The following is a 16,988-nucleotide window of genomic DNA, read 5'->3' as shown; positions in this document are numbered from 1 at the left end:
GAATTTGGGATTTTTTTATTCACAAAACAAAATCTCTATCCCTATGCATCTACAAACCTTTGTAATTTTACTTTGCATTTATAATATTACTCAAATTCTTTTTAAAAACAGCCTTATTTTGCTCACTTAAGTTATACACAACATCTTTATCAGCGTGAACAATAACTTTATCTATATTGGCCGCTAAAAGAGCCTGAGGATCTTTTATTTTTAATGTACAGGCGCCATCAAAAAAACCGTCATCTTCAATAATTTTTTTGGCTTCGATAATTATCCCATCACTTAATACTGCCGATATTGTCATTGTTTTATTGAGTGTTTTAGAATAAAACCCATCCATAACCAACATCAATCGGTACGAATTTTTCAGCTCAGGCCCTTTAAATTCATGTCGGGTAATATTATAACGCAAACCTTTAGCCAATACCTGAAATTTAACACTGCAGTCCAGCTCATAAGTAGCTACATCTCCAGCCTCATTAACACTTGTAAGAACCTTTGCCGCTTGTGCGTTTATAGATAAACTCGCAACAAAAAATGACATTAAGAATAATACAATTTTCATAAGTAATTTGTTTTTAGGTTACTATAAAAGTAAAAAAAAACGTCTTTTCTCGTTAGAAAAAAGACGTTTTTAATTTTATAAGTATCTAATAATTACTTATTTCCCTTCTCGAAGTCAGCTACGAATTGTGCTAAACCAATATCAGTTAACGGGTGTTTCAATAATCCGTAAATTGCAGAAAGCGGTCCCGTCATTACATCAGCACCAATTTTTGCACAGTTTACAATATGCATTGTATGACGTACAGAAGCTGCTAAAATTTGAGTTTCGTAACCATAGTTATCGTAAATCTCTCTAATTTCTTGAATTAAATTCAAACCATCTGTAGAAACATCATCTAAACGACCAATAAAAGGAGAAACATAAGTTGCACCAGCTTTTGCAGCCAATAATGCTTGTCCTGCAGAAAACACAAGAGTTACGTTTGTTTTAATTCCTTTATCAGAAAAATATTTTGCAGCCATTACACCTTCTTTAGTCATAGGCAATTTTACAACGATTTGATCATGTAATTCAGCTAATTCCTCACCTTCTTTCACCATTCCTTCAAAATCCAATGCATTTACTTCTGCACTTACATCACCTTCTACAAGATTGCAAATGTCAACATAATGCTTCAAGATATTGTTTTTTCCAGTAATTCCTTCTTTAGCCATCAAAGACGGATTAGTTGTTACACCATCTAAAACGCCTAAAGCTTGTGCTTCTTTAATCTGAGCTAAATTAGCAGTATCGATAAAAAATTTCATAATCTATTTATATTTAATTGTGTGTTTAAAAAATCGGTGCAAAATTACAAAATCATTAGCAATAACAATAGTAATTTCAAAAAAACAAAATCAGTTTAAAGCCATATCCGTGAAATAATCAACTAATTTTCATTTACAAATTATAATGATTCATCAGCATTTTTTCATAAACCTTATCTGGCAATGCACGTTTCAATACAATCGAAAACTTTTGCATGAAAGCGCCAACTTTGTAATGAACTTTTGGTTTATCTTGTTGAATAATTTTAAAAATAGCTTCAGCCATTTCATTTGGATTACTTCCCGCATCAACATGTTCATCCATCGTTGCGAGTGTCTCTCCATACACTTTTTCATAAGCAGAACCTTGAATAACCGGCGCATGATAACGTCCTGATGCAATATTTGTAGCAAAATCTCCAGGAGCCACATTTGTTATTTCAATCCCAAATTGCTTCACTTCCATTCTCAAAGCCTCTGTAATCAATTCTAAAGCTCCTTTTGAAGCCGAATAAACACTTCTGTAAGGCAATCCCATATAGCCCGCAATTGAAGTAATATTAATAATTAAACCAGATTTTTGCTCACGCATTTGCGGCAATACAGATTTCATTACCTCAATTGGCCCAAAGAAATTGGTTTCAAAATTGTTTTTAATTTCTTCCATCGGAATTTCTTCCAAAGGCCCCGTAATTCCAACTCCAGCATTATTAATTACAATATCCAATCTCCCAGAAGCTGCAATAATTTTATGTACTGCCAGTTTAATTGATTCAGCATCTCGAACATCCAGAGCCACTAACGGAAAAACAGAATTCAATACTTTTTCAGGATTTCTGCTGGTTCCATATACAACGAATCCTTTTTTATGCAAAAATTCACCAATCGATTTTCCGATCCCTGAGGATGCACCAGTAATTAAAACAACTTTATTCATTTATTGAGTTATGAGTTATGAATTGTGAGTTCTGAGTTTTACAAAAAAAGACAAAAATTTTCATCTCTAACGCTTAACTTCAAACTTCACTAAGGACCAAAAATAAAAAAATCCTCCCGAAGGAAGACTACTTTTACATTAATTCTAAAAAAAATCCCGAAACTTCGGGACAATAAAAAAAAAAAAAAAAATGGCAAGCGACCTACATCGCACCGCTCAACCACGTACCCTTGCTATGTTCCCATCCTGGGGGAGTCTGCAGGAGCTGGTCGTGTAGGACTTGCCGGTGCAAATATACAATCTTTTTATATTTTTGCAAGAGCTTTGCTGCTATAAAAATATCGTTGTATATTGGCTTATTCAAATTTTAAACTATGAAAAAACATAACTTCCTAGCTGTCATTTTATTAGGAACTACATTAATTGGATGTGGAGATAAAAATAAAGGTGAAAATTCTTTATTTAATATTGACGATTCTGCTTTTCCTGCCCATTTTCTTCCTCAAGAAGCTGTTTCAATCGGAATTTCGAACCCAAATTCGAAAGAAATCGACAGTGTTGCATACTTCGTTAACGATAAAAAAGTAGGAAGTAAAAAAGGAAATGAAAAATTTAAATTTGAACTAAAAGATCAAAGATTAGGCTATCAATATCTAAAAGCAACTGTTTATTTTGGAGGGAATTCATCTGATGCTACTAAAAGAATTGAATTAATTTCAAGTGTTGAACCAAAATTATTGAATTATAAAGTTGTAAACACCTATCCGCACGACACCAAAGCTTTTACAGAAGGTTTAGAATTTTATGATGGCGTTTTATATGAAAGTACAGGACAAAAAGGAGATTCTTATTTTAGATCTGTGGATTATAAAACTGGAAAAGTGATTAAACAAGTAGATCTTCCGAAAGAGTATTTTGGTGAAGGAATTACTTTTATAAATGGAAAAGTTTTCCAATTAAGCTGGCAGGAAAAAACAGGTTTTATTTATGATGCTAAAACATTAAAACTTGAAAAAACATTTACCTACGATAAAGAAATTGAAGGCTGGGGAATGACAAATGACGGAAAATACATTTATCGTTCAGACGGAACTGAAAAAATCTGGAAGATGGATCCTGAAACTCAAAAACTTATTGATTACATCAATGTATATTCAGGAACTTCAAAAATTAAAGTCCTTAACGAATTGGAATACATTAACGGAAAGATCTATGCAAATGTTTGGCAAAAAGATGCTATTGCAGTTATAAATCCAACTTCTGGAGCTGTTGAAGGCATTTTAAACCTTTCTGGTTTACGTAAATTCATCAAACATCCTGAAGCCGAAGTATTAAACGGAATCGCTTACAACCCACAAACCAAAACCATATTTGTTACTGGAAAATATTGGGAGAAAATGTTTGAAATAACCGTTTCAGAATAAATCGCACACAAATAATTTTACGAATTTCACAAGTTTCACATAATATTACGTGATAATTTGTGAAATTTGTGTTTTTAAACCTATCTCATAAAATAATGATTACTTTAATTACCAACATACAAGAACTGCTTCAAGTTCGCGAAACTTCAATATCAAAAGTTTCAGGAGCTGAAATGGCAATACTTCCAACCCTTAAAAATGCATTTTTAGTAATAAAAGACAATCTAATTGCTGATTTTGGATTGATGCAAAATCTTCCTGAAATTAATGCCGATGAAGTTATCGATGCCACAGGACGTGCTGTTCTGCCATCTTGGTGCGACAGCCACACTCATATTGTTTATGCTGGCAATCGCGAACAGGAATTTGTTGATCGTATTAACGGATTTACTTACGAAGAAATTGCTAATCGCGGAGGCGGAATATTAAATTCGGCTAAAAAATTAAACGAAACTTCAGAAGAAGATATTTACGAACAATCTAAACTTCGTCTTGAAGAAGTAATGCAGTTAGGAACTGGTGCTGTTGAAATAAAATCAGGTTACGGACTTACGATTGAAGGTGAATTAAAAATGCTTCGCGTAATTAAAAAACTAGCCGAAAATTATCCTATTTCAATAAAAGCTACATTTTTGGGAGCTCATGCTTTTCCAACACACTACAAAGAAAACAAGTCTGGTTATATCGAAGAAATCATAACACAAATGATTCCTAAAATTGCTCAAAATAAGCTTGCTGATTATATTGATGTTTTCTGCGAAAGCGGTTATTTTTCTGTTGAAGAAACCGAAAAAATTATGAATGCAGGAATAGAATCAGGCTTAACACCAAAAATACACGTAAACCAATTCAATTCTATTGGCGGAATACAGGCTGGCGTTAAATTTAAAGCCCTTTCTGTAGATCATCTTGAAATTATGAATCCTGAAGATATTGAAGCTTTAAAAGACACAGAAACGATGCCGGTTGCTTTGCCATCATGTTCTTACTTTTTAAGTATTCCTTATACTCCAGCCCGCGAAATGATCAAAGCAGGTTTACCGCTTGCATTAGCAACCGATTTCAACCCAGGTTCTACGCCCTCAGGAAATATGAATTTTGTTGTAGCAACAGCTTGTATAAAGATGAAAATGACTCCCGAAGAAGCTATAAACGCAGCAACAATTAATGGAGCTTATGCAATGGGACTTTCCGAAACACATGGAAGTATCACAAAAGGAAAAAAGGCCAATCTTATCCTGACGAAACCAATTTCTTCTTACTATCAAATACCTTATGCATTTGGCAGTAATTTAATTGAAAGTGTTTTTATAGAAGGAAAAATTATATAACAACTATATCTTCAAATAGTACTATCAATAAAAAAAGGTCTGCGAAAAATCACAGACCTTTAATATTTTAGTGGTATTACTACTTAAGCGACGTGGTATTATCTTAAACTGAAGCTTGTTTTAGAAACCAACTCATCATTATCAAAAACATTGATAAAATAAGTTCCTTTAGCAAAATCTTTACCAGGTAAATCTTCAGTAACATTTACACTTTTGTTCTCATATTGAACAGTAGTTTTAAAGCTGTATGTTAATGATTTATCACCAAAACTTTCAGTTTTCTTATCTCCTAAAACGTTATTTTTAGAATCAATCACTTGAACATAATACGTTTTATCACCAGACTTAGCGATTTGATTTTCAGCAATTGTAAAGCTTACTTTCAAAACATCGGCACGGCTTGCTTTATCAGTTTCAACTTGTTTTCCTGAGCTTTTCAATTTGTAAGCTGCAGTTTTAGTATTTAAAACTGATAATTTAGAACCTCTCTCTACGGTTTTAGCCAATTCTTCATTTTGACCAACTAGTACTTCATTATACTTTTTAGATTCTCCCAATACTACAATAGTACTATCTCTTTGAGTAGTTAAAACACCATTTTGTTTTTTCAACTCATCGTTTTCAGCAACTAAAGTTTTCATTTTACCTTGCATTGCTTGAACTTGAGATCTGAATTTAGAAACATCACCTTTAGATTTGTTCAAATCATCCATTAAAGCTACTACTTTATCTCTTTCTTGAATTAATTCATCAGACATTGAAGTATTCTCTGCAATTGCAGCATCATAAGTCGCTTTTAACTCTTGCAAATCTTTCATAACAGATTCTTTCTCTGTCATCGTTGTTGTAAGTTCAGTTTTAACCACTTCAGTATCAGAAGAAAGTTTAAAAATATACACTAAGCTACCAATTAGTAGGACTGCTAAAACTGCGATTATCGCCTTTAGACTTGAATTGTTGTTCTTTGGGTTTTCCATATTGAATAATTTTCTTTAAAAACAAATTTAAGAATTAATATATCGTAATAACGTAAGTTGACGCAATTATATTATTTTTGAAAAATATTTTTTTTTAATGGAAAAACTAATTCCTTTTACAGTCAATGATTTGGCAAAAGTCACAAATCATCGAAGCGGCGAAATAAAATTTGGAGAAAAAATGATTGTCATTCCTAAGGGAGCTGATAAAATCAAATTTTTACAAGAAAGCGAAGCAAAATATGTTCTCTTGGGAATCCCAGAAGACATAGGCGTGCGTGCTAACTACGGTAGACCTGGAGCTGCTTCTGCTTGGGATAGCGCTATAAAAAGTATTGCCAATATTCAGCATAATCGATTTTGCAAAGGCAGCCAGATTATAGTTTTAGGACAGCTTAATGTTGCCGAAGAAATGCGCAATGTTGAAAAGCTCGACTTTAACGACATTGATGACCGATCTAAATTAAGTCAATTAGTAGAAAAAATTGATAAAGAGGTTTCGCATATTATTTTTACTATAATTAAAGCTGGAAAAACTCCAATTATAATTGGCGGCGGTCATAATAATGCCTATGGAAATATTAAAGGTTCTGCTTTAGCCAAAGGAAAACCCATTAACGCCATAAATTTTGATGCCCATTCAGATTTTAGAATTCTGGAAGGTCGTCACAGCGGAAATGGTTTTTCATATGCTTACGAAGAAGGTTTCTTAAAAAAATATTTCATTTTTGGATTACATGAAAATTATACTTCAAAAAGCGTTTTAGACATTATTAAAAAACTAGAAGACCGCGTTCGCTACAATACTTATGACAGCGTCAATATTCGTAAAGAAAAAGACTTTGACAAAGAAATGGCTCTTGCACTCGAATTTATCAAAACTGATTCATTTGGAATTGAGATTGACTTAGATGCAATTCCTAACATTGCCAGCAGTGCAATGACTATAAGCGGATTTTCGGTTGAAGAACTCAGACAATTTATTTCTTTTTTCGGACAGCATAAAAATGCAGCATATCTTCATATTTGCGAAGGTGCACCAGATTTAGCTGATTCTCCAAACAACAATTTAATTGGAAAATTAATTGGTTATTTGGTTACCGATTTTGTGAAAGCCAATAACGAAAAAGAAAAATCTCAATGAAGAACAACTACTTTAAAACCACACATTTCCCAAATAATACAAGAATCAAATAAACGATTGACCGAATAAACCTATCTTTGCACAGATTTTAGTACTTAAAACTAAAATCTTAATTACTAAGATATGTTATTCGAAGATTTATCACTTTCAAAAAGTATACAAAAGGCCGTATTTGAAGAAGGCTACTTAAATCCTACCCCAATTCAGGAAAAATCAATTCCGATTGTTTTGGCTGGGCGAGATTTAATTGGCTGCGCGCAAACAGGTACGGGAAAAACTGCAGCATTTGCAATTCCTATCATACATCAATTACACCGAATTGTAGGTTCTTCAAAAAAGGCCAAACAAATTCGCGCTCTTGTAGTTACCCCTACTCGTGAACTAGCAGTACAAATTGGTCAAAGTTTTGACACTTATGCTAAATATACAAACCTGACACAGCTGACTATTTTTGGCGGTGTTTCACAAAACCCGCAGGTTGAAGCTTTAAAAAATGGTGTAGATATTTTAGTAGCTACTCCAGGCCGCTTGCTTGATTTACATAAACAAGGTTTTCTAGATTTTAATCATTTGCATACTCTAGTTCTTGATGAAGCGGATCAAATGCTTGATATGGGTTTTATAAATGATGTAAAGAAGATTGTAAAACTGACTCCAAAAAACAGACAAACTTTACTTTTCTCTGCTACAATGCCTTTAGCAATTCGCGAACTGGCTGAAATGTTTTTACAAGATCCAGAAAAAGTAGAAGTTTCTCCGGTTTCTTCAACTGCCGAAAATGTAGAACAGCGTATTTATTTTGTTGATAAAACAGAAAAAAGAAATTTATTATACCATTTGATAAAAAACGAAAACTTATCGAATGTCCTTGTTTTTTCTAGAACAAAACACGGAGCGGATAATGTTGTAAAGGCACTTAGAAAAAAAGATATTCCTGCTGAAGCAATTCACGGAGATAAATCTCAAAATGCAAGACAACGTGTTTTAGATGCTTTTAAAAACAAAGAAGTTGGCGTGCTTGTAGCTACTGATATCGCTGCAAGAGGAATTGACATTGAACAACTTCCTTATGTTATCAATTTTGATCTGCCAAATATTCCTGAAACTTATGTACACCGAATTGGACGTACCGGACGTGCAGGAAATGGCGGTATTGCAATTTCATTTTGTGGAAAAGACGAACATCCATACTGGAAAGATATTCAGAAATTAATAAAGGTAGATGTTCAAACTATTACAGACCATCCTTACCCTTGGCACGAAGGAAGTCCTGAAGCGGGAGAAAAACCTAAAAATTCAAACCGAAGCGGCGGAGCTCATAAATCGAGAAAATCAAATGCTTCTAAACAAAATAAAAAACGCTGGTATTAATACATAACAGAATATAATTCAATACTAAACACGAATTTCACAAACTAATTTAGTGCTAATTCGTGAAATTCGTGTTTATTATTTTATGTATCACCCTCTTAACCAGCGTTTTTTGCTTCATTTATTAAATAGTTTAAAATCTTAAACAGCTTAACAGGTTCAAACGGTTTCACAATAATATCATTTATTCCTGATGAAATTGCTTCATCTGTTATTTCATCTTTATCAAAAGCAGTCAAGGCAACTATGGGGGTTTTTATCCCTAAAAGACGAATTCTTTTTGTGGTTTCAAATCCATTCATTAAAGGCATATTAATATCCATTAAAATAAGATCAAACTCTTCGGTTTCTAATATCTTTAAAGCTCCAAATCCATCGTCTACAACAGAACAGATATAGTTATTTTTCTCAATAATCTTCTTCGTTACCAACTGATTAATCAAATTGTCTTCAACAATTAAAATTTTATAGATTTCATTGGATGTTAAATCAACTTCAATCTCTTCTATAATCTTTTTAGTTTTCTGAGGATCATGCTCAAATGGAACTTTAAAAGAGAAAGCTGTTCCCTTACCGAGATCACTTTCTACACTGATTGTACTTCCAAAAAGCCCCAATAGTCTTTTTACTATACTAAGTCCCAGACCAGTTCCTTGATAATCTTCATCTTTTCTTCCCACTTGAACAAATTTTTCAAAAATTTTATTTTGATCAACAGCAGCTATACCTACTCCATTGTCTTTAATTAGAAAATCTAAAAAGTAAAACTTCCCTTCGATTCGGTCAAGTTTAACTACAATATCGACTTCACCATTTTTAGTAAATTTTAAAGCATTACTAACTAAGTTCATTAAAATTTGAGCCAACCGAAGTTTATCTCCAATTAAATACTCTGGAATCTTGTCGTCTATATCTATATTTATTTTATTATTATTTTTTTGAGATAAGAAAGAAAGAGAATTCTTGATTACAGTTATCTCATCAGAAATATTAAATGTTAAGTTCTCCAGCACCACTTTATTTTCTTCAATTTTATTGATTTGAAGAATGTCATTTACAAGTGACAATAAATATCTGGCAGAAAATTTCAAGGCACTTAAATGCTCGCTTCGTGATAATTCCTTATGTTCATCGAGCAGCATATTCGTTATACCAACCACACCATAAAGCGGTGTACGCAATTCGTGGCTTATAGTCGAAATAAATTGAGTTTTTAAGAGTGAGGCTTCCTCTGCGATTTCTTTTGCTTTTAAAAGCTCTAAATTGTGTTTTTTCTTAAGTCTGATATTTTTAATTAAAGTAATAATCAGAAACAGCAAAATCAAAGAAATTAAAATAAACAGAATAACAATAATTTTTGATTTTTTAAGACTGTGATATTGTTCTACTTTTTCGTTCTCGACTTTATCAATCTGCCTTTTATATTCGTCTAATTCAAGATTAAAACCTGCAACAGTAGCTTTCTTTATTTTTTCATCATTGTACAACTCATCAGTAAGCTTGGTATACATAGAAAGATTTTCATAAGCTTCTTTGAGCCTGTTTTTTTTAGTTAAAAATCTTGAATATTCTAAATGAGCAAACGCTAAATCAGACTTTTGAGTATTATCCTTCCCTGCTTTTATAGCTTTTGTAAAAAAAGCATCTGCCAAGTTGTCCTCATTACGAAAATTGTGATAAATTCCATTAAACATATTCACAACAATTTCTGTCAACTCATCTCCGTACTTTTTCTTATTCTCATTTACATATTTTAGATACGGATAACCTTCCTCATATTTCTTAATATCAAAATAGGCCCAGACAATATTTACATTACTAAAATAAACCTGACTTAAATCTTTAATTTTCAAACCATAAACAATCGATTTTTTATAATATTGAATTCCTTTCTCGAACTGTTTTTTTTCAAAACAGTACATATTTCCTAGATTATTATAAATATTGTATTTAATAGAATCGTTTTTTGTTTTATTGGCATAATACAAACTTTTGTTGTAAAAGAAGATTGCCTTGTCAACTTCTAACAATTCATTATAGTTTGCTGCAATAATAGTGTACGAACGAGAAATTAAGGTAGGATTCTTAGAATTAGTTGCACCATTTAGTGCCGCTCTGGAAGTAATTAATGATTTTTCGAAGTTTGACTCTCTAAAATCAGCCAATGCTTTTTTTATAAGCTTATCGATCTTTGCCTCTGATATGGGTTCAGTTTGCCCGATCGCTGAATTGACAAAACAATTCAGAAATAGAAGAAGAAACAAAAAAATCCGTTTTCGGGGCATTAATCGGCTAATTTTATCAAATATACATTTAATAATTTAAAAAAAAAGCTGTATTTCAATTAAAAAATACAGCTCTTTTTTTATATATAAAAACACGTTTTTCTATTGAAAAAAGTATCTTTTTTAACTCTCAGATACAACTTCTGTTTCTTCATTACCTTCCCATTGTCCTACAACCGATGTAGCTAATGCATTACCTAAAACGTTTGTTGCACTTCTAAACATATCGCAAAAGTGATCAATAGGTAAAATCAAGGCAATACCTTCTACAGGAATTTTAAACATTCCGCAAGTTGCAGCAACAACAACTAAACTAGCTCTTGGCACACCTGCAATTCCTTTACTGGTTAACATTAATACTAAAAGCATTACCATTTGAGTTCCTAAATCTAAATCAACTTTATAAAATTGAGCAATAAAAATACTCGCAAAAGTCATATACATCATACTTCCGTCTAGATTAAATGAATAACCAAGAGGCAGCATAAATGATACAATTCTATCTTTTACACCAAAATTTTCTAATTCTTCAGTTAATTTAGGAAAAACTGCTTCACTGCTTGTAGTTCCAAAAGCAATCGCCAAAGGCCCTACAATACGTCTTAACAACTCTGTCATTCTTCCTTTTAGAAAAATATAACCTACAGCTATTAAAACAACCCATAATGTACCAATTCCAAGTAAGAAAGACCCAAAGAATTTAAAGTATGTTATAATCAACTCTTCGGCATCTCTAATTGCAAATACACCTGCAATAGCACCAAATACTCCAATTGGAGCAAAGTTCATTACATAATTCACCATTTTTAAAACGATGTGTGACATTTTATCTAAAGCTCCAATTACAGGCTTCACCGTATTTCCTAATGATGCAGCTGCTAATCCAAAAAAGATTGAAAACACAACGATTTGTAAAATTTCATTGGTAGCCATTGCTTCAAAAATACTTTTAGGAACAATATGTTCAACAAAATTTTCAAAAGATAAATTTTGAGTTTTTCCTGTTACCTCTGTTGCCGATGCCATATCAACATGGCCTAAATTGATTCCAACTCCAGGCTCTAAAATATTAACATAAAATAGTCCAATTAATAAAGAAATAAATGAAGCTGTAAAAAACCAACCAAGTGCTTTTCCTCCAACTCTTCCAACCGTTTTTATATCACCTAATTTTGCGATTCCAACCACTAAAGTTGTAAAAACTAAAGGCGAAATAATCATTTGCACCAAACGAATAAAAATAGTTGCCAGCATTTTTATTTTGTTGCTGAAAGACAACGCAGCTTCTGGCGAAATATAATGGTGTAACGTAATTCCTAGAGCTGCTCCAAGAACCATAGCAATTAAAATTTGCCCAGTTAGTCCTGAAAGAAATGATTTTTTTTTGGTTTCTGTAACTTGCATTAATTTGTTTTTTAATTATTAAAATATAAGCCCCTCACTGTCTTAATTTTTATTAATATGTTTTGTTGATTAAATAAAAATCAGCCAAAACAATTGCGGCCATTGCTTCAACAATTGGCACAGCACGAGGTACAACGCACGGATCATGACGTCCTTTTCCGGTCATTGGTGTTATATTTCCTTTATTATCAAGTGAATCTTGAGTTTGCATAATAGTAGCAACCGGTTTAAAAGCAACTCTAAAATAGATATCCATTCCGTTGCTAATTCCACCTTGAATTCCACCTGAAAGATTTGTTTTTGTAGTTCCATCAGGATTATACAAATCGTTATGTTCGCTTCCTTTCATTTCAGATCCAGAAAATCCGCTTCCGTATTCAAAACCTTTAACTGCATTTATAGAAAGCATCGCTTTTCCTAATTCAGCATGTAATTTATCAAATACCGGCTCTCCTAAACCAACTGGAACATTTTGAATTACGCAAGACACAACACCTCCAACAGTATCGCCTTGTTTGCGAATATCACGAATATATTCTTCCATAATTGCTGCCGATTTTTCGTCTGGACAGCGAACTGGGTTGCTTTCGATTTTAGTAAAATCTAAATCTTGATAAGGTGTATCTAAATGAATAGGCCCAACAGAAGATACGTAAGCATTAATTTTAATTTCAGGCAGCATTTGTTTTGCAATTGCTCCTGCTACAACTCTGCTTGCTGTTTCACGTGCTGAACTTCTTCCGCCTCCGCGATAATCACGAAAACCGTATTTTTGATCGTACACATAATCAGCGTGACTTGGTCTGTAATTATCTTTTATATGCGAATAGTCGTCTGACTTTTGGTTGGTATTTGGAATAATAAAACCTATTGGTGTTCCAGTTGTTTTTCCTTCAAAAATTCCAGATAAAAACTGAACCGCATCTGGTTCTTTACGTTGGGTAACAATTGCTGACTGTCCTGGTTTTCTGCGAGACATTTCAACTTCAATTGCTTCTAAATCAAGTTCAATTCCTGATGGACAACCGTCTATAATTCCGCCTAAAGCTTCACCATGAGATTCTCCAAATGTTGTAACTTTATATAGGGTGCCGTAGCTATTTCCTGCCATTGTTATTTGTTTTGAGCAAATGTAAGTTTTATGAATTAAATTAAAAAATTTAAAATTGTTATTGTTAATTAAAGATCAAACAAATAAAAATCACAATTTATTAAAACTGCAGCCAAATTAGTAACCTTTTGATAAAACCGTTTTACGAAGAGATTCTTTTATTTGCTAAACTTCAAATTAATAAAAATTGAAAAAAAGAAATGTTGAATTGGTCATTATCTCAGATGTCCACTTAGGAACTTACGGAAGTCACGCCAAAGAATTAAACAACTATTTATCAAGCATTAAACCTAAAACTTTAATACTTAACGGAGATATAATTGATGCTTGGCAGTTTCGAAAATCTTACTTTCCTAAATCGCATTTAAGAGTTATACAACGTATAATAGGAATGGCTTCTAAAGGAACAAAAGTCTATTATATTACTGGAAATCACGATGAAATTCTTCGAAAATTCAGTGACATGAATCTAGGAAATTTTAGCTTGGTTGATAAATTAGTTTTAGAATTAGACGATAAAAAAGCTTGGATTTTTCACGGAGATGTATTTGATGCTTCGGTACAACACTCAAAATGGATTGCAAAATTAGGTGGTTTAGGATATGATTATTTAATTTTGAGTAATCGTTTTGCTAATTGGTGTTTGGCAAAACTAGGCAGAGAACCTTACTCTTTTTCAAAAAAAATAAAAGCCAGCGTAAAAAAAGCTGTTAAATTCATTTCAGATTTTGAAACTACTGCAACTGATCTGGCTATCGAAAAAAATTACGATTATGTAATCTGCGGACATATTCACGAGCCCAAAATAGTTACAAAAGAAAACAAACACGGATCAACATTATACTTAAACTCCGGCGACTGGATCGAAAATTTAACAGCATTAGAATATCATAAAAAACGCTGGAAATTATATTCTTACACAGAAAGTAATTTTTCAGAAGAAGAAAATCTTTTTGAAATGGAAGATATTCTTACCTCTCAATTAATCTCATCAATAATTCTTAAATAGTAAACATATAAGCACACCAATACTTTTAGGTTAATTTACAACGTTTCAAATGTTGCAAAATGTGAATTATATAACAATTTCCAAAAATTTTATACGTTCTTGAATTAGGAGAACTATACATTTGAAAAAAATTAATTTAACCATTTTATGAAAAAGATTATTCTATCTGCCATTATGCTATTAGGATTAGCATTTACGGCTCAATCACAGGAAATTTCAAAAAACGCTCTTGGTATACGTTTAGGCGACAATAACGGCTTTGGAGGTGAAGTATCTTACCAACTGGGATTAAATCAAAAAAACAGACTTGAATTTGATTTAGGATGGAGAAACAGCAGTGATGTTGACGCCATTAAAGGTGTTGCTTTATACCAATGGGTTTGGAATATTGATGGCGGTTTTAACTGGTATGCTGGTGTTGGTGGTGGTTTAGCTGCATGGGATCACGATTATTACAATAACAACTACAAATATAACGACAGCGGAACTTATGTTTTTGCAGCTGGAGATATTGGTATAGAATATAGATTTAGCGAAGTGCCAATTACATTATCATTAGATGCTAGACCTGAAATTGGTTCTGGATATTACGATGATGACAACTTCGGATTTGATGTTGGTCTTGGTGTTAAATTTAGATTTTAATCCAAAAAAATCAATAACTAAAAAAGAAAAAACCTGCCGTATTAATACGGCAGGTTTTTTCTTTTTTAGTTATTATCACCCTGAGCGTAGTCGAAGGGTTTGAAGTGTAAAAGAGGCTTCGACTACGCTCAGCCTGACATTTAAATCACCAAAGCAAGAACTAATTACTTAATAATAATTTCTTTCTTAGAATGTATTTTCACAACTGTGTACGGGTATGTAATAACCTGCATAACCATTGCATCTTTAGCAGGACTGTTTTCTTTTACAGTTATAATAATATTTTTATCTGTTTCCTCTACTTTATCAACTCCAATAGAATAACCTCCTGTATTTTTCTCTCCCATATTTAAAATAATATAGTTGGAATTACTAATATCAGTCTGTTTCATTTTATCTGCCAAAAGCGGATCATTTTCTAACATTTTGATTTCGTTTGGCTCGGTCAAAATCTCATAAAACTTAATATTACCGCCGCCGTCAGACTGCTTCGTTAAAATCTCATACAACCCTTTTGAATCTGATGTTTTTTTAACACCACAGGAAATCAAAACAAAAAGAACTAAAACTGAAAATACTTTTTTCATTTACGCTTATATTATTTAAAAACTTCTACTCTTTATAATCATCTATTGCTTTTTGATACAAAGCTTCATACTTAGGCAAGATGTTTTTAATATCAAACTTTTTAGCAACCTCTAAAGCATTTAATTTAAATTGATTCAGAGTTTCATCGTCTTTTAAAATTTTAATCGCATTGGCAGCCATTTCGTCAACATTTCCAACGTTACTTAGATAACCTGACACTCCTTCAAAATTAACTTCAGGCAAACCTCCAGAATTACTTGAAATAACAGGAACTCCGCAAGCCATTGCTTCTAATGCAGCAAGACCAAAACTTTCTGTTTCTGATGGAAGCAAAAACAAATCGGTAAAACATAAAATTTTATCAATCTCGTTGCTGTTTCCAAAGAAGATTACTTTATCATAAATCCCCAATTCCATACACAAAACCTCTGCTTTTTCTTTCTCAGGACCATCGCCCACCATCATTAATTTAGCAGGCATTACTTTCTGAATATTATAAAAAATCTTTATGATATCCGGAATACGTTTTACCTTTCTAAAATTACTAATATGGGTTATAATTCGCTCATCTTCTTTTGCCATTACATAACGATGACATGGTACTGTTGGATCTTTCTTTACTTTATCCAATTCAATAAAATTCGGGATTACCTTAATTTTATTTTTGATTTTGAATAGTTTCAAAGTATCATCTTTCAAACTCTGTGAAACTGATGTCACATAATCTGATTTATTGATACTAAAAGTTACAGCAGGTTTATAAAACGGATGATTTCCTACCAGCGTAATATCTGTTCCATGAAGCGTTGTAATCATTGGCAGATTAATTCCCTCATTTTTCAGCATTTGTTTCGCCATATAACCCGCATAAGCGTGAGGGATTGCGTAATGCACATGAAGAACTTCGATTTTATACAATTTCACCATATCGACCAATTTGCTTGACAAAGCCAATTCGTAAGGTTGATAATGAAAAAGTGGATATTCTGGAACGTTTACTTCGTGATAATGAACATTCGGATTTAAAAGTGCCAGCCTAACTGGCTGACTATATGTTATAAAGTGTATTTCGTGTCCGCGTCTGGCTAATTCAAGGCCTAGTTCTGTCGCAACTACACCACTACCGCCAAATGTTGGATAACAAACTATTGCTATTTTCATGTATAAAATTTAATTCTACGAAAATACTCAAAAATACTGTTTAATTACCCTTTTCAATTGTTAGATTTTTGACAAAATTAGATTAATTCTAATTAATATATTATTGTCTTGAAGCAGAACATCTTCAATCAAAAGACCACTAGTCCCGCTGTCCGCTATATCTTTTATAGCGAACCCCGCCATAAAAGGATACCGCTTTCATCGGAGCTACGCTAGACTGTTTATTTTCATAAGAACTTAACTCACTTAACTTTTCCAAACTTAAATTATGTAATCATAACACTTGT

At 32.5% G+C, this 16,988-nt stretch carries 15 protein-coding genes and 1 other RNA gene; 6 read left to right on the top strand and 10 right to left on the bottom strand.

What is annotated here, in order from left to right:
- Positions 1-67: 67 nt before the first annotated feature.
- From B0A75_RS03040 to ffs, 4 genes are all read right to left on the bottom strand, one after another.
- On the bottom strand, positions 68-565 hold the full coding sequence (locus tag B0A75_RS03040) for a hypothetical protein (protein ID WP_089052820.1): 498 nt from the start codon (positions 563-565) through the stop codon (positions 68-70).
- Positions 566-657: 92 nt separating this feature from the next.
- Positions 658-1,314, bottom strand: a complete 657-nt coding sequence (fsa, locus tag B0A75_RS03035) for a fructose-6-phosphate aldolase (protein WP_089052819.1) — start codon at positions 1,312-1,314, stop codon at positions 658-660.
- A 133-nt stretch (positions 1,315-1,447) separates the two neighbouring features.
- Positions 1,448-2,251: an SDR family oxidoreductase gene (locus B0A75_RS03030; RefSeq protein WP_089052818.1), complete on the bottom strand. Its 804-nt coding sequence runs from the start codon at positions 2,249-2,251 to the stop codon at positions 1,448-1,450.
- 188 nt (positions 2,252-2,439) lie between these two features.
- Positions 2,440-2,537: signal recognition particle sRNA small type (ffs, locus tag B0A75_RS03025), an RNA gene on the bottom strand.
- Positions 2,538-2,625: 88 nt separating this feature from the next.
- On the opposite strand from ffs, the gene B0A75_RS03020 reads away from it, so the two are divergent.
- A complete protein-coding gene (locus tag B0A75_RS03020) occupies positions 2,626-3,675 on the top strand; it encodes a glutaminyl-peptide cyclotransferase (RefSeq protein WP_089052817.1) in 1,050 nt (349 codons plus the stop codon).
- 95 nt (positions 3,676-3,770) lie between these two features.
- Positions 3,771-5,006, top strand: a complete 1,236-nt coding sequence (gene hutI / locus B0A75_RS03015) for an imidazolonepropionase (protein WP_089052816.1) — start codon at positions 3,771-3,773, stop codon at positions 5,004-5,006.
- A gap of 98 nt (positions 5,007-5,104) precedes the next feature.
- Here the strand turns inward: hutI and B0A75_RS03010 are convergent, their stop codons facing one another.
- Positions 5,105-5,983 carry a hypothetical protein gene (locus B0A75_RS03010; RefSeq protein ID WP_089052815.1) on the bottom strand — a complete coding sequence of 293 codons (879 nt, stop codon included), beginning with the start codon at positions 5,981-5,983 and terminating at the stop codon, positions 5,105-5,107.
- A gap of 97 nt (positions 5,984-6,080) precedes the next feature.
- Here B0A75_RS03010 and B0A75_RS03005 point away from each other — a divergent pair, with 97 nt between their 5' ends.
- Both B0A75_RS03005 and B0A75_RS03000 read left to right on the top strand, forming a co-directional pair.
- On the top strand, positions 6,081-7,127 hold the full coding sequence (locus B0A75_RS03005; RefSeq protein ID WP_089052814.1) for a formimidoylglutamase: 1,047 nt from the start codon (positions 6,081-6,083) through the stop codon (positions 7,125-7,127).
- A gap of 123 nt (positions 7,128-7,250) precedes the next feature.
- Positions 7,251-8,498: a DEAD/DEAH box helicase gene (locus tag B0A75_RS03000; RefSeq protein WP_089052813.1), complete on the top strand. Its 1,248-nt coding sequence runs from the start codon at positions 7,251-7,253 to the stop codon at positions 8,496-8,498.
- Positions 8,499-8,596: 98 nt separating this feature from the next.
- Here B0A75_RS03000 and B0A75_RS02995 read toward each other — a convergent pair whose 3' ends face one another.
- From B0A75_RS02995 to aroC, 3 genes are all read right to left on the bottom strand, one after another.
- Positions 8,597-10,663: a response regulator gene (locus B0A75_RS02995; protein WP_244284336.1), complete on the bottom strand. Its 2,067-nt coding sequence runs from the start codon at positions 10,661-10,663 to the stop codon at positions 8,597-8,599.
- Positions 10,664-10,906: 243 nt separating this feature from the next.
- Complete coding sequence (locus B0A75_RS02990; RefSeq protein ID WP_089052811.1) at positions 10,907-12,187, bottom strand: dicarboxylate/amino acid:cation symporter; 1,281 nt, start codon at positions 12,185-12,187, stop codon at positions 10,907-10,909.
- A gap of 52 nt (positions 12,188-12,239) precedes the next feature.
- Entirely contained in the window at positions 12,240-13,298 is a 1,059-nt protein-coding gene (aroC, locus tag B0A75_RS02985) for a chorismate synthase (RefSeq protein ID WP_089052810.1), read from the bottom strand.
- Between the two features lie 187 nt (positions 13,299-13,485).
- On the opposite strand from aroC, the gene B0A75_RS02980 reads away from it, so the two are divergent.
- Entirely contained in the window at positions 13,486-14,307 is an 822-nt protein-coding gene (locus B0A75_RS02980; RefSeq protein ID WP_089052809.1) for a UDP-2,3-diacylglucosamine diphosphatase, read from the top strand.
- A 147-nt stretch (positions 14,308-14,454) separates the two neighbouring features.
- Positions 14,455-14,952 (top strand): hypothetical protein, encoded by a 498-nt coding sequence (locus B0A75_RS02975; RefSeq protein ID WP_089052808.1) that lies wholly within the window; start codon positions 14,455-14,457, stop codon positions 14,950-14,952.
- 164 nt (positions 14,953-15,116) lie between these two features.
- Here the strand turns inward: B0A75_RS02975 and B0A75_RS02970 are convergent, their stop codons facing one another.
- Both B0A75_RS02970 and bshA read right to left on the bottom strand, forming a co-directional pair.
- Positions 15,117-15,539, bottom strand: coding sequence for a protease complex subunit PrcB family protein (locus tag B0A75_RS02970; protein WP_089052807.1), 423 nt, complete (start codon positions 15,537-15,539; stop codon positions 15,117-15,119).
- Between the two features lie 25 nt (positions 15,540-15,564).
- On the bottom strand, positions 15,565-16,701 hold the full coding sequence (bshA, locus tag B0A75_RS02965) for an N-acetyl-alpha-D-glucosaminyl L-malate synthase BshA (RefSeq protein ID WP_089052806.1): 1,137 nt from the start codon (positions 16,699-16,701) through the stop codon (positions 15,565-15,567).
- Positions 16,702-16,988 lie beyond the last annotated feature (287 nt).

The sequence above is a fragment of the Flavobacterium oncorhynchi genome (assembly GCF_002217355.1).
GTDB classification, from domain to species: Bacteria; Bacteroidota; Bacteroidia; order Flavobacteriales; family Flavobacteriaceae; genus Flavobacterium; species Flavobacterium oncorhynchi.
This window is presented reverse-complemented; position numbering and strand designations above follow the sequence as displayed.

What these genes read in the sequence shown, in the direction of transcription:
- B0A75_RS03040 (WP_089052820.1), bottom strand. Translation starts at nt 565, where the DNA reads ATGAAAATTGTATTATTCTTAATGTCATTTTTTGTTGCGAGTTTATCT.
- fsa (WP_089052819.1), bottom strand. Translation starts at nt 1,314, where the DNA reads ATGAAATTTTTTATCGATACTGCTAATTTAGCTCAGATTAAAGAAGCA.
- B0A75_RS03030 (WP_089052818.1), bottom strand. Translation starts at nt 2,251, where the DNA reads ATGAATAAAGTTGTTTTAATTACTGGTGCATCCTCAGGGATCGGAAAA.
- B0A75_RS03020 (WP_089052817.1), top strand. Translation starts at nt 2,626, where the DNA reads ATGAAAAAACATAACTTCCTAGCTGTCATTTTATTAGGAACTACATTA.
- hutI (WP_089052816.1), top strand. Translation starts at nt 3,771, where the DNA reads ATGATTACTTTAATTACCAACATACAAGAACTGCTTCAAGTTCGCGAA.
- B0A75_RS03010 (WP_089052815.1), bottom strand. Translation starts at nt 5,983, where the DNA reads ATGGAAAACCCAAAGAACAACAATTCAAGTCTAAAGGCGATAATCGCA.
- B0A75_RS03005 (WP_089052814.1), top strand. Translation starts at nt 6,081, where the DNA reads ATGGAAAAACTAATTCCTTTTACAGTCAATGATTTGGCAAAAGTCACA.
- B0A75_RS03000 (WP_089052813.1), top strand. Translation starts at nt 7,251, where the DNA reads ATGTTATTCGAAGATTTATCACTTTCAAAAAGTATACAAAAGGCCGTA.
- B0A75_RS02990 (WP_089052811.1), bottom strand. Translation starts at nt 12,187, where the DNA reads ATGCAAGTTACAGAAACCAAAAAAAAATCATTTCTTTCAGGACTAACT.
- aroC (WP_089052810.1), bottom strand. Translation starts at nt 13,298, where the DNA reads ATGGCAGGAAATAGCTACGGCACCCTATATAAAGTTACAACATTTGGA.
- B0A75_RS02975 (WP_089052808.1), top strand. Translation starts at nt 14,455, where the DNA reads ATGAAAAAGATTATTCTATCTGCCATTATGCTATTAGGATTAGCATTT.
- B0A75_RS02970 (WP_089052807.1), bottom strand. Translation starts at nt 15,539, where the DNA reads ATGAAAAAAGTATTTTCAGTTTTAGTTCTTTTTGTTTTGATTTCCTGT.
- bshA (WP_089052806.1), bottom strand. Translation starts at nt 16,701, where the DNA reads ATGAAAATAGCAATAGTTTGTTATCCAACATTTGGCGGTAGTGGTGTA.